Source organism: Cytobacillus sp. FSL R5-0569 (assembly GCF_038007265.1).
Classification (GTDB): Bacteria; Bacillota; Bacilli; order Bacillales; family Cytobacillaceae; genus Cytobacillus; species Cytobacillus kochii.
The window spans coordinates 3,007,777-3,030,938 of record NZ_JBBOWW010000001.1; the positions used below are offsets into that span (position 1 = coordinate 3,007,777).

The 23,162-nt window shown below is 36.1% G+C and carries 26 protein-coding genes; 2 read left to right on the forward strand and 24 right to left on the reverse strand.

Annotation, left to right across the window (positions count from 1 at the left end):
• Nucleotides 1-38 precede the first annotated feature (38 nt).
• The 15 genes from ndk to MKX78_RS15290 form a co-directional block, all read right to left on the reverse strand.
• Nucleotides 39-485, reverse strand: a complete 447-nt coding sequence (gene ndk, locus MKX78_RS15220) for a nucleoside-diphosphate kinase (RefSeq protein WP_095372758.1) — start codon at nt 483-485, stop codon at nt 39-41.
• Between the two features lie 111 nt (nt 486-596).
• Nucleotides 597-1,559 carry a heptaprenyl diphosphate synthase component II gene (hepT, locus tag MKX78_RS15225; protein WP_095372757.1) on the reverse strand — a complete coding sequence of 321 codons (963 nt, stop codon included), beginning with the start codon at nt 1,557-1,559 and terminating at the stop codon, nt 597-599.
• A gap of 77 nt (nt 1,560-1,636) precedes the next feature.
• A complete protein-coding gene (locus MKX78_RS15230) occupies nt 1,637-2,338 on the reverse strand; it encodes a demethylmenaquinone methyltransferase (RefSeq protein WP_095372756.1) in 702 nt (233 codons plus the stop codon).
• Between the two features lie 4 nt (nt 2,339-2,342).
• Nucleotides 2,343-3,179, reverse strand: coding sequence for a heptaprenyl diphosphate synthase component 1 (locus MKX78_RS15235; RefSeq protein ID WP_095372755.1), 837 nt, complete (start codon nt 3,177-3,179; stop codon nt 2,343-2,345).
• Nucleotides 3,180-3,490: 311 nt separating this feature from the next.
• Nucleotides 3,491-3,724: a trp RNA-binding attenuation protein MtrB gene (mtrB, locus tag MKX78_RS15240; protein ID WP_095372754.1), complete on the reverse strand. Its 234-nt coding sequence runs from the start codon at nt 3,722-3,724 to the stop codon at nt 3,491-3,493.
• A 19-nt stretch (nt 3,725-3,743) separates the two neighbouring features.
• Nucleotides 3,744-4,310 (reverse strand): GTP cyclohydrolase I FolE, encoded by a 567-nt coding sequence (folE, locus tag MKX78_RS15245; protein WP_095372753.1) that lies wholly within the window; start codon nt 4,308-4,310, stop codon nt 3,744-3,746.
• A gap of 503 nt (nt 4,311-4,813) precedes the next feature.
• The gene (gene hbs / locus MKX78_RS15250; protein WP_066200607.1) at nt 4,814-5,086 is read right to left on the reverse strand and encodes a non-specific DNA-binding protein Hbs; all 273 of its coding nucleotides are present in this window, start codon (nt 5,084-5,086) and stop codon (nt 4,814-4,816) included.
• A 630-nt stretch (nt 5,087-5,716) separates the two neighbouring features.
• On the reverse strand, nt 5,717-7,195 hold the full coding sequence (gene spoIVA, locus MKX78_RS15255) for a stage IV sporulation protein A (protein ID WP_095372751.1): 1,479 nt from the start codon (nt 7,193-7,195) through the stop codon (nt 5,717-5,719).
• A gap of 223 nt (nt 7,196-7,418) precedes the next feature.
• Nucleotides 7,419-8,129 (reverse strand): hypothetical protein, encoded by a 711-nt coding sequence (locus MKX78_RS15260; protein ID WP_095372750.1) that lies wholly within the window; start codon nt 8,127-8,129, stop codon nt 7,419-7,421.
• 51 nt (nt 8,130-8,180) lie between these two features.
• A complete protein-coding gene (locus tag MKX78_RS15265; RefSeq protein ID WP_095372749.1) occupies nt 8,181-8,384 on the reverse strand; it encodes a DUF2768 domain-containing protein in 204 nt (67 codons plus the stop codon).
• Between the two features lie 370 nt (nt 8,385-8,754).
• On the reverse strand, nt 8,755-9,804 hold the full coding sequence (locus MKX78_RS15270; protein WP_307313038.1) for an NAD(P)H-dependent glycerol-3-phosphate dehydrogenase: 1,050 nt from the start codon (nt 9,802-9,804) through the stop codon (nt 8,755-8,757).
• A 244-nt stretch (nt 9,805-10,048) separates the two neighbouring features.
• Entirely contained in the window at nt 10,049-11,359 is a 1,311-nt protein-coding gene (der, locus tag MKX78_RS15275) for a ribosome biogenesis GTPase Der (protein ID WP_095372747.1), read from the reverse strand.
• Between the two features lie 155 nt (nt 11,360-11,514).
• Nucleotides 11,515-11,700, reverse strand: coding sequence for a capping complex subunit for YIEGIA (locus MKX78_RS15280; RefSeq protein ID WP_095372746.1), 186 nt, complete (start codon nt 11,698-11,700; stop codon nt 11,515-11,517).
• A 16-nt stretch (nt 11,701-11,716) separates the two neighbouring features.
• A complete protein-coding gene (locus MKX78_RS15285; protein ID WP_095372745.1) occupies nt 11,717-12,595 on the reverse strand; it encodes a YIEGIA family protein in 879 nt (292 codons plus the stop codon).
• A complete protein-coding gene (locus MKX78_RS15290) occupies nt 12,588-13,199 on the reverse strand; it encodes a YphA family membrane protein (RefSeq protein WP_095372744.1) in 612 nt (203 codons plus the stop codon). The genes MKX78_RS15285 and MKX78_RS15290 overlap by 8 nt, the downstream gene beginning before the upstream one ends.
• Before the next feature lie 106 nt (nt 13,200-13,305).
• On the opposite strand from MKX78_RS15290, the gene MKX78_RS15295 reads away from it, so the two are divergent.
• The gene (locus MKX78_RS15295; protein WP_095372743.1) at nt 13,306-13,443 is read left to right on the forward strand and encodes a YpzI family protein; all 138 of its coding nucleotides are present in this window, start codon (nt 13,306-13,308) and stop codon (nt 13,441-13,443) included.
• Between the two features lie 228 nt (nt 13,444-13,671).
• On the opposite strand, the gene fni is transcribed toward MKX78_RS15295, so the two are convergent.
• From fni to prsW, 9 genes are all read right to left on the reverse strand, one after another.
• Entirely contained in the window at nt 13,672-14,736 is a 1,065-nt protein-coding gene (gene fni, locus MKX78_RS15300; protein ID WP_307313035.1) for a type 2 isopentenyl-diphosphate Delta-isomerase, read from the reverse strand.
• Nucleotides 14,737-14,749: 13 nt separating this feature from the next.
• Entirely contained in the window at nt 14,750-15,886 is a 1,137-nt protein-coding gene (gene rpsA, locus MKX78_RS15305; protein ID WP_341051541.1) for a 30S ribosomal protein S1, read from the reverse strand.
• A 173-nt stretch (nt 15,887-16,059) separates the two neighbouring features.
• On the reverse strand, nt 16,060-16,641 hold the full coding sequence (locus MKX78_RS15310; RefSeq protein WP_095372740.1) for a lysophospholipid acyltransferase family protein: 582 nt from the start codon (nt 16,639-16,641) through the stop codon (nt 16,060-16,062).
• Nucleotide 16,642: 1 nt separating this feature from the next.
• Nucleotides 16,643-17,314, reverse strand: coding sequence for a (d)CMP kinase (cmk, locus tag MKX78_RS15315; protein ID WP_095372739.1), 672 nt, complete (start codon nt 17,312-17,314; stop codon nt 16,643-16,645).
• Nucleotides 17,315-17,570: 256 nt separating this feature from the next.
• Nucleotides 17,571-17,756 carry a DUF5359 family protein gene (locus MKX78_RS15320; RefSeq protein ID WP_095372738.1) on the reverse strand — a complete coding sequence of 62 codons (186 nt, stop codon included), beginning with the start codon at nt 17,754-17,756 and terminating at the stop codon, nt 17,571-17,573.
• 56 nt (nt 17,757-17,812) lie between these two features.
• Nucleotides 17,813-18,466: a flagellar brake protein gene (locus MKX78_RS15325; protein WP_095372737.1), complete on the reverse strand. Its 654-nt coding sequence runs from the start codon at nt 18,464-18,466 to the stop codon at nt 17,813-17,815.
• Nucleotides 18,467-18,696: 230 nt separating this feature from the next.
• Nucleotides 18,697-20,046 carry a germination protein YpeB gene (ypeB, locus tag MKX78_RS15330; protein ID WP_322909560.1) on the reverse strand — a complete coding sequence of 450 codons (1,350 nt, stop codon included), beginning with the start codon at nt 20,044-20,046 and terminating at the stop codon, nt 18,697-18,699.
• Between the two features lie 13 nt (nt 20,047-20,059).
• Nucleotides 20,060-20,836, reverse strand: a complete 777-nt coding sequence (sleB, locus tag MKX78_RS15335) for a spore cortex-lytic enzyme (RefSeq protein WP_370873269.1) — start codon at nt 20,834-20,836, stop codon at nt 20,060-20,062.
• 523 nt (nt 20,837-21,359) lie between these two features.
• Complete coding sequence (gene prsW, locus MKX78_RS15340; protein ID WP_095372734.1) at nt 21,360-22,046, reverse strand: glutamic-type intramembrane protease PrsW; 687 nt, start codon at nt 22,044-22,046, stop codon at nt 21,360-21,362.
• A gap of 102 nt (nt 22,047-22,148) precedes the next feature.
• On the opposite strand from prsW, the gene MKX78_RS15345 reads away from it, so the two are divergent.
• Nucleotides 22,149-23,120, forward strand: a complete 972-nt coding sequence (locus MKX78_RS15345) for an asparaginase (RefSeq protein WP_095372733.1) — start codon at nt 22,149-22,151, stop codon at nt 23,118-23,120.
• The last annotated feature ends 42 nt before the right edge of the window (nt 23,121-23,162 follow it).

Sequence of the window (23,162 nt, forward strand, 5' to 3'; positions counted from 1 at the left end):
ACGCCTGGCAATTGCCAGACGTTTTTAGAGTGAATAGATTAGTTAGACCAATCGTTAATTAACTTTTTGTATTCGACAATCTGCTCTTCTTTAAAGAACAGACCGATTTCACGTTCTGCACTTTCTTTTGAGTCTGAACCATGAATAACATTCTTACCAACAGTTACTGCGAAATCGCCACGGATAGAGCCTGGTACAGCATCTTTAGGGTTAGTTGCACCCATCATTTGACGAGCTGTGGCAATCACATTTTCACCTTCCCAAACCATTGCAAAAACGGGTCCAGAAGTAATGAAGTCTACTAATTCACCAAAGAAAGGACGCTCTTTATGCTCTCCATAATGCTCTTCTGCAAGCTCAGTAGGAATACTCATTAACTTTGCGCCTTTTAGTTGGAAGCCTTTCTTTTCAAAACGAGAAACGATTTCTCCAATTAAATTACGTTGTACACCATCTGGTTTAACCATTAAAAAAGTTTGTTCCATTTTCAAACACTCCTCTTGCTCTATGTATTATTTATCATCCATAATCCATCAAAAATATTATCATTGTTTTGACAATTTAGCAACTTCCAATTGATAAAATGACAGTTTCGATTAAAACTTTCTTTTACCAATTGTTTTCGCAATATCTCGCAGTAAATTTTTTGCGCGGTTTTGTGGAAGCTCAGCAATCAATTTTAGCGCTTTTTCAAGGTATAATTCACTTAATGTTAGGCTACGATCAATCGCATCGGAATTTTTTATCAATTCTAATGCTCGCTCAATTTCTGCTTCTGTTGAATGGTCAGTTATTTTTACTAAATTGTCTTTAATAGCAGGTGTTTCCATAGCAAGTAATACAGGTAAAGTAATATTCCCTTGCTTCAAATCACCACCAGCAGGTTTCCCTAGCTCTTTTTCTGTCCCCACAAAATCAAGCACATCATCAATAATTTGATAACTCATTCCAATATAATAACCTATAAAATATAACTTTTTATGTAACTCATCCTCTACATCAGCTGCGATCGCTCCTAATTGACAGCTCGCTGCAATGAGGATAGCGGTTTTTCTTCTAATTCGACGTAAGTATTTTCGCAAATTTTGATTAAATTGAAATTTATCCTCAATCTGTTCAATTTCACCTAAACATAATTCCACAAGCGTATGAGCTAAAATTTGGTGCGCAATCGGCTTATTAATGTTAGAGAGAACATCCAGGGCTCTCGCAAAAATATAATCACCGGTATACATAGCAATCCGGTTATCCCACCTAGATTTAATTGTCGGCTGTCCGCGACGCAAATCTGCATCATCAATTACATCATCATGAACAAGTGACGCCATATGGATGAGTTCTAATGAAACTGCTACATTTTTTATGTTATTAATATCATAGTTGCCAAATTTACCACCAAGTAAAACAAATACTGGTCGTAATCTTTTTCCACCAGCCTGTAATAATGAAAGGGATGCCTCATGAAGCAAAGGCGATTCAGCCTGTATAGTGTCCTCTAATTCTTTTTCAATAATATTGATGTCAGCATTCAAAAAAGAATAGATCATCTTTAATTTCATATCGATACTCACCCAGCTTTAAATCCTTCATGCACATTCATACTTGTCAATGATGAATTACATTTCAGAACAAATTATTATTTATGTCCAATATGGACCGCCGCTACGCCACCAGTATATGGCTTATACTCAACATCACGAAAACCTGCTTTTTTAAACATTCCCGCTAATTCTTTTATACCAGGAAAATCTTTAGCAGACTCTTGTAACCATGAATATTCCTCATAGCTTTTTGCAAAGATTTTACCAAATGCCGGCATAATAAAACGGAAATAAAAACGGTAGCCTTGTTTAAAGCCAATCATTGTTGGTTGAGAAGTTTCTAAGCAAACAGCTATCCCACCAGGCTTCACTACACGATACATTTCCTTTAAGACTTGCATATAATCAGGAACATTCCGTAAGCCGAATCCGATTGTTACATAGTCAAAGCTATTATCAGGGTATGGTAATTCCATCGCGTTTCCATGGACTAATTCTATGTTCTTGATTGGGTGGTTGCTCACCTTCTCTTCACCAATCTTAAGCATATTTTTGCTAAAATCTAAACCAATGACTTCCCCATTTTCACCTACAGCTTCTGATAATGCTATCGTCCAATCGCCCGTTCCACAACAAATATCGAGCGCTTTTGCCCCAGGCTTTACATCCATTCGTTTCATCGTATCTTTCCGCCAGCGCAGGTGCTGTTGAAAACTAATGACTGAGTTCATCTTATCGTAATTACCATATATTTTTTCAAATACTTTATGCACACGTTCTTCTTTCGATTGTACCATGTATTTAACCTTCCTCTACAAATGATTGAACAGCTTCTTGTTGCTGGCTTTTCATCCATTTTAGTTTTTCTCTAAATAGCTCTGTATGTTCGCATTTATCAATGGATTGCTCAATTTCTTTAAAGGATAAGGAGACGTATTTATCACAAATATGAATAAGACTTTGTTTATTATTATGCAAAGTAAATGGTACACTTTGCTCTGTCTCAAATAATTTAGATAAAGCGTCAAATAAAATGGACGGTTTACCAGCTAAAAATTGCTTTTTCTCGAGTAACACTCTATTAATAAAAACAAGATTTGCTGCTAATTCACCAAGCTCACCTCTATTGTAAAAGTGAGTAATACGATCAAATAAAGAGGACTCCGTCTTTTTTAAAGACTCCATTAACGATTCTACAGTAACTCTGGCATGGCTATAAACAGAAACTTTATGTTCATTTACTTCCATAATTCCTTCAGCTAAAGTACGTATCATAAAAATATCATCTATTTCAGCTAAAATTTGGTAGTATAATCCACTATAATAAGTTCCTGCTAAAATGGTCAGCTGCCTTCCCTTTAGACGCTCTAATGGAAGAGGTTCATTTTGAACGCTTTCGTGTGTATCAAGGGCGATTTGCACAAGCATGGTCGTTATGATATATTTATCTGCTTTAGATTTCGGTATTTGCAGGTTATCGACAATAAACATGATTAAAAGAAGCTTGTCTTCGTCAATATATGGTTGTTGAATGATCTTTGACATATAAGGTTGACGCGTTTTTTTCTGAAGAACTTCCTTTAAGTTCATTAATCGTGTATTCATATCTTGTAGTTTGGCGTTCTTGTTTGCATTCATTATATATTCCCCCGATACGGGCAATCCTTATGATCGACATATGAACCAATCATTTACTAAAGATTATTTATAGTAGCACTTCCCTTTTACATTGCCCAAAAAGTGACTTAATTGTTCTCCCTTAGACATAAAAAAAGCCTCTCACTTTTATAAAATCATTGCGTCCATTCCTTTTTTAAAGCTTATTTAACTTGAATGGTAGAGCGCTTGACTTCAATGATAAGCCAGTGACAATTATATCATAAAACAAAGTGACTTGTTAGGGGAATATAAAGGAAAGGCATATAAATTCATGTCAATCGATCATACCTTTAAGCTTTCTTTTCACTTTCTACTTCTCCATATGCTGTTACGATGGACGCATGCCCCCGTATTTTAATAGCAGAAGTATGCTCTGTAAATTGAGCAATCATGACTTCTCCCTCATCTAATTTCTCCGAATGATGAAACCTCGTGTCTGAGCCTCTTGTTAAACCAATCACATTTACGCCATCTTCTTTTGCTTTAATGACGACATATTCATTGCCAGGATTTGTTCTCTCCATTTGAGTCACCTCTATCCTATTACCCTTTTATAAATGACAACACTTCTGCTCTTGTATTTCCATCTTCCGCAAAAACACCTCTAACCGCAGAGGTGACTGTTTTACTACCAGGTTTTTTCACACCACGCATGGTCATACACATATGTTCTGCCTCTACGACTACCATCACACCATGAGGATCTAATTTATGTAATATTGCATCTGCTACTGTAGCTGTAATGCGCTCTTGAAGTTGCGGTCTTCTTGCAACAGTTTCTACAGCCCTTGCTAACTTGCTTAATCCCGTCACCTTACCATTTCTAGGAATATAAGCAACATGCGCCTTCCCAAAGAATGGGACAAGATGATGTTCACACATTGAAAAGAATGGAATATCTTTTACAAGGACAAGTTCTTCATGGTCTTCACCAAAAACGGTTTCAAAATATTCTTCAGGGTCCTGGTGTATGCCCGAAAACACCTCTTCATACATTTTTGCTACTCTTTTTGGTGTATCTAATAACCCCTCTCGGTTCGGATCTTCTCCAATAGCGTCTAATATAAGCCTTACAGCTTCTTCAATTTGAGCGCGATTTACTTCTGACATTCAGCTACCTCCTATTACGGAACTATAAACTATTATCTTACATGCTAGCATAATTATTTCCTAACAGACAAAAAGTTATAGAAAAATAAAGGATAAACTTTCTTCCTTTTAGGATACTATTATATAAATGAACACAAGTACCGTCAAACTCCTATGATGGTTTTGAGAAAGAAATCTATATGTTAAGTACAAATAGTAGTAAAAAACATAGTTTTTTATAACTCATTCATAAAATGGTCATTCACTTGATATGGTGGAATGTGCATTGATTTTGTAAAGAGAATGAAGATCAAGAATCATTCATTTTGTTGTAAGTCAGTTATTGGGGTCTTCTTAATCATTTAACGAAGAGAAAAAAATCCGTAGTCTTTAGCCCCTTTACCTTTGTGGATTGTACTACTGTTGTATGGGACTAGGCAATGTTTGAAATTAATCGTAAATTTATAAGAAAAACCGCGAAAAAAATTCGCGGTTTTTCCTTAAGCAATTAATTATGTAATTAATTACTTTACTGCATCTTTAAGCGCTTTTCCTGGTTTGAAAGCAGGAACTTTGCTTGCAGCGATTTCGATTTCTTCGCCAGTTTGTGGGTTGCGGCCTTTACGTGCTGCACGTTCACGAACTTCAAAGTTACCAAAACCAATTAGTTGTACTTTATCACCATTTTTAAGTGCATCAAGCACTGTATCGAAAACAGCATCAACTGCTTTAGTAGCATCTTTCTTAGAAAGCTCGCTAGCTTCTGCAACTGCATTAATTAGTTCAGTTTTGTTCATTACTTTCACCTCCTCCCAAAAAATATCGTAAACCCAGTAAAATAAAGATTCCTTACATTCATTTGTAAACAAAATTACTGAATTCTATACGTTGTAACGCATTTTTGTTGAAGCAGAAACTTATCATATCTCAAAAAAAGAAGAATTTCAACTTTTTTGATGCAAAAAGCCTTATTTCATAAGGGTTCTTACCGTTACAACGTTAATTCTGCTTAAAAGATTATCATAATCAATTGAGCATATCAAGGATATTTCATGATTTGATGGCAATCTTTTCTTATTTGAAACAAATTTGTAATAAGGGGAGAGAAAACCCGTCAATCTAGGCTTAAAGCTTGACAAATTTGTAGAGATAAAAAATGTAAGCTCTTTCATTTTCATAGTGTAATTCTTTATAAAGAACAAACCAAAGTAACCATACTGTATTTTTATTCGTTTCTATGTTACGAAAGGTTGATTGGTCTTTTTATAGGGTAATTCAAATAAGACTTCTACCGAAATTCCACGCTTCTGTCATTTTAGATAATACTTTATTTATCAACAAAAGTATACTAATCCGTTTTATACTTTTATTACCCATAAAAAAAAGACAACTTTTCATCCGAATAGAATGAAAGTCGCCTTTTATTTCTACAAAATAATGGCAATGAGTCCCCCAGAGCCTTCGTTTATAATTCTTTCTAAAGTCTCTTTGAGTTTATATCTAGCATTCTCAGGCATCAATGATAACTTTGCTTGGATTCCTTCTCTAACAATCGAGCTAAGCGATCGACCAAAGATATCTGAATTCCAAATTGAAAGCGGATCATCTTCAAAGTCTTGCATTAAGTAACGAACTAATTCTTCACTTTGTTTCTCTGTTCCGATAATCGGAGAAAATTCAGATTCAACATCAACTTTGATCATATGAATCGACGGTGCAACAGCTTTCAAGCGTACACCGAACCTTGAGCCATGCCTTGTTATTTCAGGCTCATCTAAACTCATATCAGACAGTGATGGAGCTGCGATGCCATATCCTGTCTGTTTCACCATTCTAAGCGCATCTGAGATTTGATCATATTCTGATTTTGCATGGGCAAATTCTTGCATCAGTTCAAGAAGATGATCTTTACCACGTATTTCAACACCGACAATTTCTTTTAATACCTCATCATATAAATCATCAGGCGCATATAAATCAATTTCAGCGATCCCTTGACCCATTTCTATACCGGCTAAGCCCGCACGATCAATAAATTCGAAATCACTAAACTGATGTACAACACGATCAACATCTCTTAACCTCTTAATATCTTTGACAGTCTCTTTTACGGCTTCTTGATAACTCTCACGTAACCAATGATCTTCGTGAAGGACCATTACCCAACTTGGTAAGTTTACATTTACTTCTAAAACAGGGAATTCGTACAACGCTTCTCGCATCACGCTATATACATCAGATTCCCTCATTCCTTCTACACTCATAGCAAGTACAGGGATATCATATTTCTCTGATAGCTTCAAACGAAGGTCCTCAGTTGCCGGATGGTGTGGTTGCACACTATTGATGACCATAATAAATGGTTTTCCTACTTCTTTAAGCTCTTCAATTACTCTTTCTTCAGCCTCGATGTAGTTTGCACGAGGAATTTCTCCAATTGTACCATCGGTCGTAATGACGACACCAATTGTAGAGTGTTCTTGAATGACTTTTCTTGTACCGATTTCAGCAGCTTCGTGAAATGGAATCGGCTCCTCATACCAAGGAGTATTAATCATTCTTGGACCATTTTCATCCTCATATCCTTTTGCTCCTGGGACTGTATATCCAACACAATCGACAAGACGGATATTAACCTCCAATCCTTCATCCACATGGACATTAGCAGCTTGATTCGGCACAAACTTCGGTTCTGTAGTCATAATTGTTTTTCCTGCTGCACTTTGAGGGAGCTCATCCTGGGTACGTGCTCGATCAGCCTCATTGTCCATATTTGGGAGGACTGCTAGCTCCATGAATTTCTTAATAAATGTCGATTTTCCAGTACGGACTGCACCTACTACTCCAAAATAGATATCACCGCCTGTTCGTTCGGCAATATCTTTAAAAATATCTACCTTTTCCAAGTGATCCCCTCCTGAATCATGAGTTAGTGGGATAATATTATCCAATAATTTATATTTGTACACTATATATCTATGATGTTGTCCGATATGAATATGCCAACTTTTTAAAAAAATCCCCTTTCTCACTTTTTCTTTATGCAATCAATAGTTGCTTTTCATTATTGTATTAAAAGAGAAAAAAAACCCTCCCTCTACAATATATTTTGTAGAGAGAGGGTTATGACTAATTCACTAAAAATATTGGTTCATTCTTTTTTTCATCTATTGTATACGGTAATGAATAAGATGGTACAAAAGGTGAATCTTCGACTAAATGGAAGCGTATATCATTGTTTTCAGCTTTAATATCCCCAGCCTCCATTAATTGCATTAAGTCGGTACGATAATCAACGAATACTTCTCCGTCGGTTGTCACCACATACGATAGTTCGTTACCACTAAACGGGCTAACAGCTTTCGGTTCATCATTATAACCGATTTTAGAGAAATCTAATGAGTATACATTTTCACCGATATTATCCTTATATGGTGGATATCCTTCCATGCGAATTCGGAGAGTAATATCTCTTATTTCATCAGCAATACGTAAATCAGACAATTTCACTTTCGGATCATCTTCAACATCAATCAGTACATATTGAAAAACGCCTCCAGATTCAAATGCATTGCTAGGATACTCAGCCATGTATTTTGGTACAAGTTTCTTAAAATCAATTGGATATTTTTGAAAAAGCGGTGTATCTTCTTCGGTCGTTTTTATAGGTAATAGACCACCTGTCTCATCTTGATATTGCTTGATGGCTGTTTGTACGCGATTAATTTCATCCTCGTAAGGAATTTGATTTTTTGCTCTTTCTTCTTCTGGGTACATACATCCAGATAAAAGAAGGGTAATGAGTATAAATAAGCTAGTTACATAGCTCTTTTTTTTCATATACATCAACCTTTAATTATGTATTTTCAGGGAGAAACCCCTTGCGATGTTCTATTCTGAAACGGGACCGCTAAATACGACTAGAAAAATAATGAGACCACTTACTACCATAAAACTATAGGCAAATAGAGCAGTTACCCCTTTCAATACCCCATTTTTCAACTTAAAACGACTTAAATAAATAAGTAAGATAGCAATAAACATAAAGCCCATTGAAGCAAGGGCAATCCACATTTTCATTAAACCAGGTGACATCTCATTCACTCCTTTTTCCGAATTGTATTATACCATACAGTTCGTTCGCTTTGACAGCATTATCAGATAATTTTATGTATTGCAGTAAAAGGCAAGCAATTATTGGACTACTCTAATATTCTCAATATCCATTTTAGGAATCCCCTAATTGACTTCTTATTCTCCATATTAAATGAATTGTAACATAGCAAGTAAAGTACAAAAAAATAACCGAGGAATAAGAAGGGGCTTCCTTATCCTCGGCAAATGACTAAAATACCCTATTCACCCTGTTCATTTTACCAGTTTGCTTCAAAGGCATTGTATGCAGAGGATAAGCCGCCCGTCTCCTCATATGCCTATATTTTTATAAACAGCACCAAATTATTAGTTAATCCTGATTTTGAGCCATAAAAATATCCGCAATATCTTCCATTTCATTTGTTTTTGTACGTGCCATTAGACGGTCAACTCCATCTTTAGCATCGATATCATTAAATAAAATGTCATATAGAACAGATGTTATGGGCATTTGCACATCGTATTTCTCTGCTAATTGATAGGCTGCTCTTGTTGTTCGAACGCCTTCAACAACCATACCCATATTTTCTAATACTTCGTCTAAGTTTTTGCCTTTGCCTAGAAGATTCCCTGCACGCCAGTTTCTCGAATGAGTACTTGTACAAGTCACAATTAAATCACCTATGCCAGCTAGACCTGAGAAAGTTAGCGGACTTGCGCCCATTTTTACACCTAGTCTTGTGATTTCTGCTAATCCTCTAGTTACTAGCGCAGCTTTAGCATTATCTCCATAACCAAGTCCATCTGAAATGCCAGCTGCTAATGCAATAATATTTTTTAAAGCGCCACCAATTTCAACGCCAACAATATCTGGATTAGTGTATACTCTAAAGTTTTGATTAATAAATAAATCTTGGACTTTTTCAGCTGCCTTCATATTTTTAGAGGAGACAGCTACAGTTGTCGGGTGGCGCAAACTAACTTCTTCTGCATGACTAGGCCCTGATAGTACAACCACATCTTTTAAAAGGGCTGTAGGTGTCACTTCTTCAATCATTTCGGAAATTCTTTTTGAAGTATCTGGTTCAATCCCTTTACTCACATGGACGATGGTCAACGGTTCTTTTCTCACTTCAGCTATGCTCTGTAAAACTTCTCTAATCGCTTTCGTAGGTACAGCTAAAATGATTGTTTCGATACCTTCTAATACTTGATCAAGCTTTGTATAACCTACAATATTTTTTGGTAAAGTAATCGCAGGTAAATATGCTTCATTTGTATGGTTCTCATTAATTTCTTTGATTTGTTTTTCCTTGTGACCCCATAAACGCACTTCATGGTCATTATCTGCCAGCACCATCGCAAGGGCTGTACCCCAACTTCCGGCACCAATAACAGCTATTTTATCTTTTTGACTCATCTTGCATTCACCTCATTTCAATTCATTTCGCCTATTTAAAAGAAGGAAAGGAACCGCCAATCTGAGAAAAACATTAGTCGAGCGGATGAATAGTCATTTTTTTACCTTTACTAATTGGCATATACTAAAGAACCGGTGGTCCCATAAAGCTAGAAACATAATTATGTAAGAGACAGCTTATTATGAAATGATGAGTCATCAAATCATACAGCTGTCCGCTTTTACTATGCTAATAGTGAATAGTTTATTTTCGTTCTCTTGCAATAATTTTAATTGGCGTCCCTTCAAATCCAAAAGCATCTCTAATTCTGTTTTCAAGAAATCTTTCATAAGAGAAATGTAGAAGCTCAGGATCATTAACAAACACAACGAAGGTCGGCGGTTTGATTGCTACTTGGGTAGCATAGTATATTCGCAGCCTTCTTCCCTTATCTGTTGGTGTTGGGTTCATAGCTACTGCATCCATTATAACATCATTTAAAACATTTGTTTCCACGCGCATCATATGATTTTCACTAGCAATGTTCACCATTGGAATCAATGTATGAATTCTTTTCTTTGTCAATGCTGATAGAAAAACAATCGGTGCGTAATCAAGGAATTGGAAATGATCCCTAATATTTTGTTCGAACTTCTTCATCGTTTTCTCATCTTTTTCAACAGCATCCCATTTATTCACAACAATAATGACAGCCCTACCAGCTTCATGTGCATAGCCTGCAATTCGCTTATCTTGTTCAATGATTCCTTCTTCTCCATCTAGTACAATGAGAACCACGTCAGAACGTTCAATGGCCCTTAAAGCACGTAACACACTATATTTCTCAGTTGTTTCGTACACTTTACCTTTTTTCCGCATACCCGCTGTATCTATAATGACATACTCATCACCATTATACTTAAGCTGTGAGTCAATCGCATCTCTTGTCGTTCCAGCTACATTAGAAACAATAACGCGATCTTCTCCTAGAATAGCATTTACTAAAGATGATTTCCCCACATTTGGTCGGCCTATAAGCGAGAACTTTATGACATCATCATCGTATTGATTTTCCTCATGATTAGGGAAGCTTTTAGCTGCCTCATCTAATAAATCACCCAAACCTAAACCATGTGATCCTGAGATTGGAAACGGTTCACCAAAGCCCAGGGAATAAAAGTCATAAATCATTTGTCTCATTTCTGGATTATCAATTTTATTGACCCCAAGAACAACAGGCTTTTTTGCTTTATACAAAATTTTCGCTACTTCTTCATCCGCAGATGTCACACCTTCACGACCGTTTACTAAGAAAACGATCACATCAGCCTCGTCGATAGCGATTTCAGCTTGTTGACGAATTTGTTCTAAAAAGGGCTCGTCCCCAATATCTATGCCACCTGTATCAATAATATTAAAGTCATGAGTTAACCATTCTGCAGAACTATAAATGCGATCTCTTGTAACGCCAGGAATATCTTCAACGATTGAAATTCGTTCACCAACAATTCTGTTAAAAATAGTAGATTTTCCTACGTTTGGACGTCCGACAATTGCCAGTACTGGTTTTGTCACGAACATCACCCCTCAATTTCATTAAAATACTTGCTTATATTAATTTAATGTAAGCAAATTTGATTTAAAAGAAACCCTTCAACTAATGAAGGGTTCAACTATAATATATTACCAAACAGCCACCTTCCTTACAAGAAGAAGCTGCATATTCATGATTAATGGCGGACAATCACGTACATTTCTTCAGTCAGCATATGAGCGATTCCGTCTAAAATAGCTTCTAAATTTGTAGCAATCACTTCCATTTCTTTTTTATCCTCACAATGAAACACTGCTGCACCACTAGGGACTTTCTTTGGGTTTGTTGTTATAACTGCAAGTACAAATTTATTGATTTCCATCATTTATCCCTCCCTATTATTTTGGCACATGCATTTCTTTTGGCATTTTTATTGCATTTTCCAGGGTTGGTACACCACCAATTACTTTAATTGCTTTTTCAACTGTTCTTTCCTGTGGAAGGATGAATACCCCTACTCGCCCATCATCTAAATCCCGTTTAGCTAATGGCACAAGTGCTGGGGCACCAGAATCCGTCACGACCCCTAGAGCCGTTGAAACATCATGTAATATCGCTTGTCTTTGCCCTAAATTTGCAATTGTCGTATTTACATTAAAATTTTTCGGAACCAGAATAAAACCCATCCCATACTTTAAAATTTCTTCTTGTCTTTCCGGAAGTCCAATGTTCATAATATAAATGTTGTCAACATATAATCCGGCTCCGTCGAAATGCGGCTTCACATATTTGATTTCCACAATATCTGATAACTTACCACCACTCATCATTACTTTTGATAACACGACGGCAATAGCAGCAGCGATAATTGCTACCCAAAGATTAAATAAGAGGTAAAATAATGTAGTAATAAGAGATGTAAACATGACTAAATAATTCCTGCTTTCAAAGGCAATAGCAATTCCTTCTATATAAGTCCTACCCCGTGGAACCATTTCATAACTATCTAACTCAGTTAACGTATTTCTTTCCATATTCCTAACCTCACGGAACTGTGAAGCAGCCACGGTTAAGAAGGTGATCGCAGTAAAATCCTCCTCCATGATCGACGGGATGGCCACACTGCCTAATCCAGCAGCAATAAAACCTAAAGCAATATGAATAATCTTCCCATGTAGATAGGTTGGGTACTGTCGATAATCTGTTCTTAACATATAAATCCTTGTTAATGTGCCAACAATTACACCTAAAACAACTGGATAGATATATTCATTCATGATAATTTTGCTTCTCCTTTACTAATGGATTTAAGTTTCTTTCTAGGTAAGCAGCCAAATATTCAATCATATTCCATCCAGAAACAACTACAAATGCCATACTTAGGACATCAAGAAAACGAAAAGATCCAATTTGGAAAGGAAATCCATACTTTTGAATAATAAGGGCAAATATTACCTCCCCGTTTAATGCAGCAAATATTAATATACAAATACGGCTTAACGCTTGCTTATGAAGAAGTATGACTAAACACGCTAACATACCGGCTAACATCCAGTCACGGTTAAAAACAACCCAGATTGGATCAAACATCTCAAAGCAGAGAAAAGCACAGTAAGCAAATGAGACAATGAGCATACATGTAACCAAATAGAGAGGATGACCACATTGCGATTTTACAAAGAGAAAACTAGCGGCAATGTAGAGAAGGAAGAAACTCACACCAATTTCTGTCGTTCCAATTGAAAAATGATAAGGCGTAATGATAATAAGCAATAATAGTGCGAATGACGCTAAATAACGGTATGTATTTGCTTTACTTACGAAAAATGTGACAATAATCCAAAGTGACCAACCAATCCAATAAAAGAAAAGACCTTCCAAATAAATACACCTCCTACTATCCCCATTATGGGTAGAAAATATGTAGTTTAATCTATTTGAATAAAAAATGTCTGATTTCTTATCTTAATAATTAGGAGGTGTAGATATGGGAAAAGATCGTCAGGAAAAAAAACTAAAAAGCAGTAAGAGAGTAGAATCAGATCGTGACCAAAGTATTCAGTACGACGGGGCAACAACAATGCAAAGTCCAGACAATGCACGCAAATTAAATAATAATAAATAACTTAAAAGAATTGTGTAAACCTCTTAGTAACGGGATTACTCTTTATTTAACTGTTTTACTTTAAATATTTTTGTCCTATTCGCGTGTTAGCGCGACTTTTGTTTCGTATTCAGTCAACAAAGTCGCGCTCTTCTTTTTATGACTTTTATTAATTATATAGTTTAAAAATCAATAGTTTTTAACGTAATAAAAGAGACTACCTTTGTAAGCAGTCTCTTATTTTAAAGATTATTTTGCATGAATCATTCTTGTACTGTATGTATGTGTATTAATTTGTCGCTGTTGCAGCCACTCAAGTACTTCTCCCTTAAAAATCAGGGGGGCAAGTTGTAATTCGTTAAGATTGCTTGCACCTATAGCTGTCATAATTATTTTTAATTCTTCATGAAGGGAAGTAACTTCTTTTACTACTGCTTCATAACCAGAATCCACTAATATCTTCAAGAAGTACCCTGCCATTCCTACACCGTTAGCACCAAGCGCAATAGCCTTTGCAATATCCATACTTGTCTGAATTCCACCAGATGCAAGTATCGTTATATCACTATTATGTGATTGTGCTTCGACAATTGAAGTAGCAGTTGGAATCCCCCATCCATCAAAGAATGACAGTACCCTCTCTCTTCGTTCGTTTTCGATTTTAGAGAAATTAGTGCCACCATAACCACCGACATCTACGATATTAACGCCAACACCTTTTAGCTTTTCTACAGCTTCGCGACTCATACCGAATCCTACTTCTTTAACGATAATTGGCACATCTAAGTGATTTACAATCTTTTCGATACGCATGAGGGCATGCGAAAAATCACGATCTCCCTCTGGCATCGTTAACTCTTGGACGACATTTACATGAATTTGTAATGCGTCTGCTTGTATCATCTCTACAGCATCTTTTGCTTGGTTTACCGTGGCTTCGCTACCTAAATTGGCAAATATCAATCCATCTGGATTTTCTTTCCTTACAATTTCATACGAAAAGCGTTCTTCTGAATTTTTTATTGCTGCCATCTGCGAGCCTACTGCCATCCCTACCCCTGTCTCTTTAGCCACCCGCGCGAGCAGGCGATTAATTTCAAGTGTCTTTGCACCACCGCCACCGGTCATTGCATTGATAAAAATAGGCGAACTGAGTTGTAGTTCGCCTATTTTCGTTCCCAAATGAATCTTTGAGAGAGATGTGTTAGGTAAGCTTTGATGTACAAAAGAAACACAATCAAATCCAGCGTTATTCGTTTGACCAGTTGTTAGCGCATATTGAATATGATCCCATTTTCTCTTTGCTCTCGTCACTATACTACCACCATTATTTATTTAATTTCTTTAACTGTTCACCAATCATTTCACCTAATTGGAACCCCTTAGACTCTTCAGGCAGTTCATAATCAGTTGGTTCTTCTTCTTTTTCAACAAGATCTTTAATACTTAGAGAAAGTCTTTCATCGCCTTCATTCACATCAAGGACTTTCACTTGTACTGCTTGACCTTCTTTTAATACTTCGTGCGGAGTGGCAATATGTTTATGTGCAATTTGAGAAATATGAACAAGCCCTTCCACTCCAGGGAATACTTCTACGAAAGCACCATAAGATACAAGTCTTTTCACTGTGCCTTCTAACACACTACCTTTAGGAGCTTTTTCAGCAATACCATCCCAAGGACCAGGCAAAGTATCTTTAATAGATAGTGAAATTCGTTCATTATCCTTATCTACACTTAGTACTTTTACTTTGACAGATTGACCTTCTGTAACAACATCTGAAGGCTTAGCAACATGCTCATAAGAAAGTTGTGAAATATGGACTAAACCATCAACACCACCGATATCAACAAAAGCACCGAAATCTGTAATACGTTGTACAGTTCCATCAATCACGCTTCCAGCTTCAAGCGATCCAAGTAACTCTTTCTTTTGTTTTCCTTGCTCCTCTTCAACAACTACACGATGAGAAAGAATTAAACGATTTTTATCTTTATCTAACTCTACAATTTTAAAAACTAATGTTTGACCTTTATAATCTGAGAAATCTTCAACAAAATGTGCTTCAACTAAAGAAGCTGGTACAAATCCGCGAACTCCAAGGTCAACGACTAATCCGCCTTTAACAACATCTTTGATTTCAGCATCAAAAACTTCACCGTCATTAAATTTTTGCTCTAGTTGTTCCCAAGACTTTTCAGCATCTACTTTGCGCTTTGATAGTACAAGCGCTTCTTCTTCTACTTTTAACACTTCTAATTGTAGTTCATCACCTTCTGCAACAGCATCGCTAGCTGTTTCTACATGAAGACTTGATAGTTCACTAATTGGAATAATACCATCTAATTTGCTATTTTCGATATCGACAATCACTTGCTTCTCTTCTACTTTTGTCACTTTACCATTTACTTTATCGCCAACTTCAAAATTTGCTACTTCAATTTCATTCATTTCTTCTGACATATGTATTCCTCCTTAATCCAATGGCTAATTTCATTTTCCACTTATAAAATGCAATCTTACAAAGTGTAAATTGCACTAAATAAACTAGAGTTGTAAAACCACTTTGATCCTGAAATATAAAATGCCTTTTTATAAACTTCTTACAAATAGCACCTTTTGTCAAGTAAGAAGGTTTAGCGATTCTGTTCGATTAATTTTTTGATTTCATTCATAATGATATCCGTTGTTTCTTCTGCATTGACTTTGTTTGCACGGATTTCATCCATTGGGATAGGCTTTCCGTAGACGACTTTTAATTTCTTAAAAGGCTTATACGGGCCAATGATGGCACAAGGTACGACTGCAGCATTAGAACGAAGAGCAAAGAACCCTGCACCGGCAAGACCTTTACCAACTTCTCCGGTTTTACTCCTCGTCCCTTCTGGAAATAAACCTAAAACATGCCCTTCTTTAAGAACCTTCAACCCTTTTCTCAATGCTTCACGATCACTCATTCCTCTTTTTACAGAAAAAGCATTCAGATGTGGTAATAACTTCCCTAAAATTGGCACGTTAAACAACTCTTCTTTTGCCATAAAGTGAATGTCTCTTGGCGCTGTTATCCCTACAATTGGTGGATCCAGGTTATCAATATGATTGCAACATAAAAGGACGCCACCTTCTGCTGGGACATTCTCCCTACCTTTAACATCCATGCGATAAACGGGCTTTAATAAGCCGTATACTAAAGAGCGTGCAAATGTATATACACTCATATTATTGAATCCTTTCCTCAACCAACTTCATAATTCTATCAACAACTTCGTGAATGCTTAGTGATGTTGTATCCAATTCTACTGCATCCTCAGCTTTTTTGAGTGGTGCAACTTCCCTTTCCGAATCTAACTTATCTCTTTTAGCAATTTCCTCTTTTAAAAGAGCTAAATCTGAAGGAAAACCCTTTTCTAAGTTTTCAGCATGGCGCCGTGCTGCTCGTTCATCCACTGATGCTAAAAGAAACACTTTTACCTCTGCATCAGGTAAAACATGTGTACCAATATCACGGCCATCCATCACTACACCACCTTCTTGACCGAAGCGTTGTTGACGGGCAACCATTTCTTCTCTTACCTGCTTATGTTTAGAAACCGTAGACACTGAATTAGTTACTTCAGCTGTTCTAATTTCCGTAGAAACATCTATCCCATCTAAAAGAATACGTTGGCCTGATTCTCCAGGATTTAAGACAATCTCTGTCTCTTTTAACAAAGGAATTAATGATTCTTCATCATTTATATCTATTTCTGACTGCAACGCTTTAAATGTTAACGCGCGATACATCGCCCCTGTATCTATATAAATATAATGAAGCTTCTCAGCTATAATCTTAGCAACTGTACTTTTCCCCGCTGCTGCAGGTCCATCGATGGCAATTGATATTTTATTCATAAACCCTCCTGAAATACCTATACAAATATATTCTTTACGTTTTATATTCTATCATAAATTCACTTAATTAGTTGTAATGATTATGTGTTATTAATAATCCCCTCCCCTAATAGGGAGTCTTTTTATTAGTTAAAATAATACGATAATTTTTAAAAAATAAGAAGAAACACTAAAAAAGGATGTTCTCAGGAAGAACAATCCAAAAGGTCTGTAAAGCTATTATTTCTATTGGCCTGATTTTCATCATAAAATCAAGTTAAGGCCTCTTTATGTAGAATACCTCCTCATCATTGTTTTCTAAATGATGATTCACTCCTTCATATCTTGTCACTTCATTAAAATGCGGAAATAGGTGTAAATAATGAAAAACGGTTTGAAATAATAGTAACAACCCAAGATGAAAAATGATTAATAGTATGAGCGTGCGTTCGAATACTTTCATCCTCCCACCTCCATTAATCATTATGGAGACACAAAAGAGATTTTATGCTGTTCTGCTTAAGATTGTTTACTTTTCTTCATATGAAGTAACTGTTGTTCGAAGCAAAACCTCATCATTGCTTGTCTATCTTCTGCATTTATTTGTGGAAATCTAAATGATATAACGAGACGCCCATCTGCTAATGCCTCTTTCCTTACATATTCTGACGCTAAAACAAAGGAACGCTTTTTACCTTCTATCACAAGTGTAAAACGCAATAAATAGGGCGATGGTTTATACAAATAGGTAAAATTATTAACAACTACAGCTATTCCCCCTGCACTTATATTTCTACTTATCCCTATAATAGAGTGAGACATCCCTTCACCTACGGGTTGAATTTCAACAGATTCATTGAAATCAACTCTAACATACTCCCTCATTTGTTCCTTCTCATGAGTAAATTCTTTTGCATAAGCAATTTTCAATAATGGTGTGGACTGCATCATTCGACCGACCACTCTTCCAGAGAAGAAAAACATTTTCCCATTTGCATTGTAAGCAACACACTTAATTCTTCTTCCATCTACTAAGTACATTTTCCGATTCGTTTGTAAACAAACGGGATAATGAATATGTAATATATCCTCTTTAATTTCAGCAATTCTAGATATGTACTTGCCCTCACTTGATAGATAATGTTCTATATACAATTGATCACCTGGTGACAATGTATTCCCTCCTAATCTTTTCTACTTTTCCTTATTTTATCACTTAACTGTTACAAAAGAACTATATTTTTATTTGAATGAGATGAGAATTATTAACATCATGGTATAATCACATTACTCTATTTAGTCCTAATTTTTTTCTACATTTATATTTCATCTTCATGTCTTTATTTAGCCAATGATTTCCATAAAAAAAAACAAAAAGAACCCTTTTCGGGTCCTTATTTGCCTTATACCACATCTTCATAAATTGGTTCTGCATTTTGCAATTTTTCTACTTTTTCTTCTCTTCCATTTTCACTATTAATATAGATGCGATACGTGTCTTCACCTAATGTCCCAGTAAATTCATAACAAAGTACTTCTTCATTACTATCATTCAATATAATCGCTAACCGATCATCCATAATTTTTAGTTGACTATTGATTTTTTCTCTTGCTTCCTCTTTTGCTAACACAGCTTGAGGAATATCTCGCTTATGATGGGATTTCAAATAATCCTCTGCTGAAAATCCTAAAATTTGCCCATTATCTAATGCTACTTTCATCTTAATTGAATCTGGGTAAATTCTTACATCGTCCTGTTTAGACACAAATGTAAACACGCCCATTTGATCATATTGCACACTTTCAAATAGATCAAGATCTTCAAATTCATTATCTTTTAAAAATTTCACTGCTGATTGATGAGCATCTTCCAGACTAATTTTTTGTTGTTTTACATCTCTTGCCGTGATAAGCCAAATAGGATAACCGCCCTTTTTAGTAATATCTAAATTGGTTTCTATACTTTCTTTAGGAGACCTTAGTGATACACTAAAAAATCCATAATCCGATCCTTCGCCATTTTCTGCCACGGTTGCTTTAACATCATCAGGGGATTGCGCATATTTCTTCGCTTCTGATACAGCTTCCTTTTTAGATATTTCTTTTCCTTCTAAGTATTGATAGTTCTCATCTTTCTTTTGCATATTTACAAATGCCGGACCTAAATCCGTTTCATCGTATCCCTCAACTGTTTTTTCGACGGTTTGAAAGCCGTCTATAATTGTATTATCTGCTGCTTCATTATTTGTAGCAAGCGCTGTTTCTACATCCATCCATCTTAAGTCATTTTTGACGACCATATGCTGCACATTCCGTAATTCTGATTGAATATCTGCTGCCTGCTTGTATAATCCTTGTAGAGACTGATATTCTTCATCAGTCAATGGGTCTTTATCCAAGTCTCTAATCGCTGTCTTATAACTAAACTCACCAATTTGTGCTAAAAATTCTTCCGTCTTATTAAATGGTAAAAGTGATAGTGGCAGCTGACCTACATCTGAATGTGCTTGAGAGGTAATTCTCCAAACATCCGCAAGCGCAGGAGACAGTGAACTTCTAGAATTCATTGCCAAAGTAGATCCAATTTTATCATGTAATACATCGATTTCATAAGTGAGTTCATGAAATGCACGTTGATAATTGTTTTCTGCGTTAATTAATATCGCATTTTTCTCACGATGTTCTTGATAACCCCAGACAGCAGTTCCGATAACACCAACTGAAAGAACAGTTATGAGTATTCCTTTTAACACGTGACTTCACTCCTTATTTACAGAAAATATGTTGTCCAATTTTTTTAATTTGTGGTCTTGTCCAAATCCAAGGACTTGTTGCAGTATCTGGATTAAAGTAATAAAGGGCATCTCCACTCGGATCCCAGCCATTAATTGCATCTATCACTGCTTCCCTCGCTGTTTCATTAGGTGTTAGCCAAATTTGCCCATCTGCAACAGCCGTAAATGCTCTTGGTTCAAAGATCACACCATAAACCGTATCTGGAAAAGACGCACTTTCTACTCGGTTCAATATTACTGCCGCTACCGCTACTTGCCCTATATAAGGTTCGCCACGCGCCTCACCGTACACCGCATTTGCCATCATTTGTATGTCGTTTTCCGAGAATCCACTAGGAACATTTGCCGAAGTTGTACCACCGGAATTACCACTTGATGCATTACCATCATTTTGATTTGATCCACTATTATTAGCAGGTGCTTGTTGACTTAAATCCGTTCCGCCATAATGTGTAAATGAATTCCCTTGATTAATTTGATTCTTCACATATTGCTCATCATAATTTGACGCACTCACCAACTTTTCCTTCGTACCAGAACCAGCAAGCCCATCTATATCCAAGCCAAATTCATATTGAAAATTGCGTAATGCCCAATATGTGCCCCAACCGAAGACCCCATCGATTTTACCATTATAGAATCCTAAATATTGCAATCTTGCTTGTAGCTCAATGACATCATCGCCTATCGCTCCTTGTCTAATCACTTGATTCGAAAAAGCATTTGCCGACTTATCCAATTCAGCCATTGGAATAGTGGTCGCTATAAGCAGTAGTATTAGCATCACTTTAGTAAACATCAATAGTTGTTTCATCGTACTAACCTCCAAAAATACATCTTTTCATCTGTTAAACAATCAGGTAACCTAATATGGCGTTTTGCAGGTAAAAAATGATGGCTGTAACAGTTATTCCTCGATCTCTCTTTTTCACGTTTACTAATCAGCGAGGAAGCTAACAATACATCTATTTTTTGGTTCCAATTGGCTTTTTATACAAATTCAATGAGAAAATCATTTGGATAAATATAGCATTTACAGGGTGGCCATCAAATAGAGGCTCGTACGCTTGAAATTTAACGATTTTTATAAAAAATTCAACTTCTATGTTAGATGTTCTGATTACTTATTTTTCCTTTAGAAGGCATCCGTTAGCCGGAGGAAGCTTGGTGATTTGACAAAAAGAAAAGAAGGCGGATTTGAGTTTACTCAAATCCGCCTTCTTACTTTATCTGAACTGAAACTCATTACTTATAGCCTCTTTTAACCTATGTTAACCATAATTTGTTCTTGTATCTTCTAATGATTGATTATATTTAGCACTTAGTATTCTCGCTTGTTTGGCTTTCTTTAGCCCCATCCACCAAAGAAAGATCATAAATGGAACAATAAACAGCAGCCAATTTTCTAATGTTAACAAAATATAATCATATGTTCCATGCAAAAGGAAAGGAGTTGCTAGAGATAAGCATAGCCATTTCCCTCTAGATTTTTTCGAAAACTTTCCTTTTCCTAAATAATAGCCCATAATTACACCAAAAAGTGCATGACTAGAAACCGGGAATAATGCACGACCTAGCGCATGCTCTATTCCGAGTGTCAATAAATAAAAGATATTCTCCAATGTAGCAAACCCAAGTGATACTGCTGCGCCATAAACAATGCCGTCATACGGTTCATCAAAGTGCACATGGGGGTAAATAATAATAAGGAGGATAAACCACTTAAAAAATTCCTCAAGCATACTAGAAGAAAGAAAAGCAGAAACAAAATGAGAAGTAAACACTTGTTCTACTTCAAATACATATTGGATAAACATTATGGGAAACACAAGAAGTGCCCCAAATAAAAAGGTTCTAAAAACCATCGAAAAGGGCTCAGTCTCATATTGATCTTTTAAATAAAAGTAACTTAATAATGCCAAGCCAGGAGCAATGGCAGCAGATATTAATCCCAGCATGGGCTGTTCCTCTTTTCAAAGCTTTTCTTTAATCGTATCATGTATAGGTAAGATTGAAAATAAATTTACCAAAATAATTACATATTAAATGGAGGTACCAAGTTGGATAAAAAGAAAATACTCCTAATTCATACAGGTGGGACCATTTCAATGAGTGAGGATGTTGAAACAGGTGCAGTATTAACAAATGAAGAAAACCCATTAACAAGACAAACAAAAGAGTTAAATGAGCTTGCGCACTTGATTGTCGAAGAACCATTTCAATTACCCTCTCCCCATATTACGCAAAAGGAAATGCTTATATTACGAAACTTAATTCATTCTTACAAGGATAAGGTATCTGGTGTTGTCATTACACATGGTACTGATACATTGGAAGAAACTGCCTATTTTCTTGACTTAACAGTAAAGGGTTCTTTGCCGATCGTTGTGACTGGGGCTATGCGCTCTAGTAATGAAATTGGCTCAGATGGGTTATATAATCTGATTTCTTCTATTCGTGTTGCCATTTGCGATGAAGCGGATGGAAAGGGCGTTTTAGTAGTGCTGAATGATGAAATTCACACAGCTGAAAATGTGACAAAGACACATACTAGCAACGTCTCGACCTTTCAAAGTCCTCAATATGGACCCATAGGTATAGTCACAAAAAGGGGTGTACTTTTTCATCACCTCCCTGTTCAACATGCACATTTCGAAATCGAACAAGCAGATAAACAAGTGATGCTTATTAAAGCTCATGCCGGCATGGACTCTACCCTATTAGGAGCAATTGCACAAACTACATGCGATGGATTGGTGATTGAAGCGCTTGGACAAGGAAACCTTCCTCCAGCCATGCTTCCTGGTATAAAAGATTTACTTGCTAGAAAGATTCCCATTATTATCGTATCAAGATGCTTTAATGGCATTGCCCAAGATGTTTATGGTTATCCTGGAGGGGGCAAAGAATTAAAAGAGCTTGGCCTCATTTTTTCTAATGGATTAAATGGGCAAAAAGCTCGTATTAAACTATTAATCGCTTTGGAAAGCAGGATGCCCTTCGAAAAACTTGAAGAAATGTTTCAACTATAAATGTTTGATTTACTGACTTTCTTTATTCCATCTATTAGATGG

Excerpts from the sequence above, each read along its gene's own strand:
- ndk (WP_095372758.1), bottom strand. The coding sequence starts at position 485 with ATGGAACAAACTTTTTTAATGGTTAAACCAGATGGTGTACAACGTAAT.
- hepT (WP_095372757.1), bottom strand. The coding sequence starts at position 1,559 with ATGAAATTAAAGATGATCTATTCTTTTTTGAATGCTGACATCAATATT.
- MKX78_RS15230 (WP_095372756.1), bottom strand. The coding sequence starts at position 2,338 with ATGGTACAATCGAAAGAAGAACGTGTGCATAAAGTATTTGAAAAAATA.
- MKX78_RS15235 (WP_095372755.1), bottom strand. The coding sequence starts at position 3,179 with ATGAATGCAAACAAGAACGCCAAACTACAAGATATGAATACACGATTA.
- mtrB (WP_095372754.1), bottom strand. The coding sequence starts at position 3,724 with ATGGAGAGAACAAATCCTGGCAATGAATATGTCGTCATTAAAGCAAAA.
- folE (WP_095372753.1), bottom strand. The coding sequence starts at position 4,310 with ATGTCAGAAGTAAATCGCGCTCAAATTGAAGAAGCTGTAAGGCTTATA.
- hbs (WP_066200607.1), bottom strand. The coding sequence starts at position 5,086 with ATGAACAAAACTGAACTAATTAATGCAGTTGCAGAAGCTAGCGAGCTT.
- MKX78_RS15260 (WP_095372750.1), bottom strand. The coding sequence starts at position 8,129 with ATGAAAAAAAAGAGCTATGTAACTAGCTTATTTATACTCATTACCCTT.
- MKX78_RS15265 (WP_095372749.1), bottom strand. The coding sequence starts at position 8,384 with ATGTCACCTGGTTTAATGAAAATGTGGATTGCCCTTGCTTCAATGGGC.
- MKX78_RS15270 (WP_307313038.1), bottom strand. The coding sequence starts at position 9,804 with ATGAGTCAAAAAGATAAAATAGCTGTTATTGGTGCCGGAAGTTGGGGT.
- MKX78_RS15280 (WP_095372746.1), bottom strand. The coding sequence starts at position 11,700 with ATGGAAATCAATAAATTTGTACTTGCAGTTATAACAACAAACCCAAAG.
- MKX78_RS15285 (WP_095372745.1), bottom strand. The coding sequence starts at position 12,595 with ATGAATGAATATATCTATCCAGTTGTTTTAGGTGTAATTGTTGGCACA.
- MKX78_RS15295 (WP_095372743.1), top strand. The coding sequence starts at position 13,306 with ATGGGAAAAGATCGTCAGGAAAAAAAACTAAAAAGCAGTAAGAGAGTA.
- rpsA (WP_341051541.1), bottom strand. The coding sequence starts at position 15,886 with ATGTCAGAAGAAATGAATGAAATTGAAGTAGCAAATTTTGAAGTTGGC.
- MKX78_RS15310 (WP_095372740.1), bottom strand. The coding sequence starts at position 16,641 with ATGAGTGTATATACATTTGCACGCTCTTTAGTATACGGCTTATTAAAG.
- cmk (WP_095372739.1), bottom strand. The coding sequence starts at position 17,314 with ATGAATAAAATATCAATTGCCATCGATGGACCTGCAGCAGCGGGGAAA.
- MKX78_RS15320 (WP_095372738.1), bottom strand. The coding sequence starts at position 17,756 with ATGAAAGTATTCGAACGCACGCTCATACTATTAATCATTTTTCATCTT.
- sleB (WP_370873269.1), bottom strand. The coding sequence starts at position 20,836 with ATGGCTGAATTGGATAAGTCGGCAAATGCTTTTTCGAATCAAGTGATT.
- prsW (WP_095372734.1), bottom strand. The coding sequence starts at position 22,046 with ATGCTGGGATTAATATCTGCTGCCATTGCTCCTGGCTTGGCATTATTA.